Genomic DNA, 537 nt, shown 5'->3' with positions numbered 1-537 from the left:
TTGCCAGTTCGTGGATGGCAAGTAGCGATGCGTGAACAGGGTTATTAGCGAGGTGAGGGTAGGCCACATGACCTTGTGTGCCTTTTACGGTTAGGTCACCGGTAATTGAACCACGGCGGCCATTTTTCACAACATCACCCACAATTTCTGTACTAGAAGGCTCGCCAACGATGCACATGTCGATGTTCTCACCACGTTCCATCAGCGCTTCTACGACGCGAACGGTACCGTTAATGAAAGGACCTTCCTCATCAGAAGTGATCAAAAAGCCAATCGAGCCTTTGTGATCTGGGTGCTCGGCAATGAAGCGTTCAACGGCCACTACCATCGCCGCCAAAGAGCCTTTCATATCGGCCGCACCACGACCATGAAGGTAGCCATCGATGATGGTTGGCTCGAACGGTGGTGTATCCCATTGCTCTAGCTTGCCTGCGGGTACGACATCTGTGTGACCTGCGAAAGCAAACAATGGTGCTTCGTTACCGCGACGCGCCCAAAAGTTGGTGGTGTCTTCAAACACCATAACTTCAATTTCAA

Annotated in this window: 1 protein-coding gene; it reads right to left on the bottom strand. The window is 51.4% G+C overall.

Going from position 1 to position 537, the window contains the following annotated elements; translation table 11 throughout:
• Window positions 1-537: succinyl-diaminopimelate desuccinylase (gene dapE, locus R7Q48_RS30455; RefSeq protein WP_318134143.1), on the bottom strand; the 537-nt coding region annotated here is incomplete at both ends.

This window comes from Vibrio sp. 378 (assembly GCF_033339435.1).
Note: the sequence above shows the minus strand (reverse complement) of the source record. Positions and strands in the feature narration are given on the sequence as shown.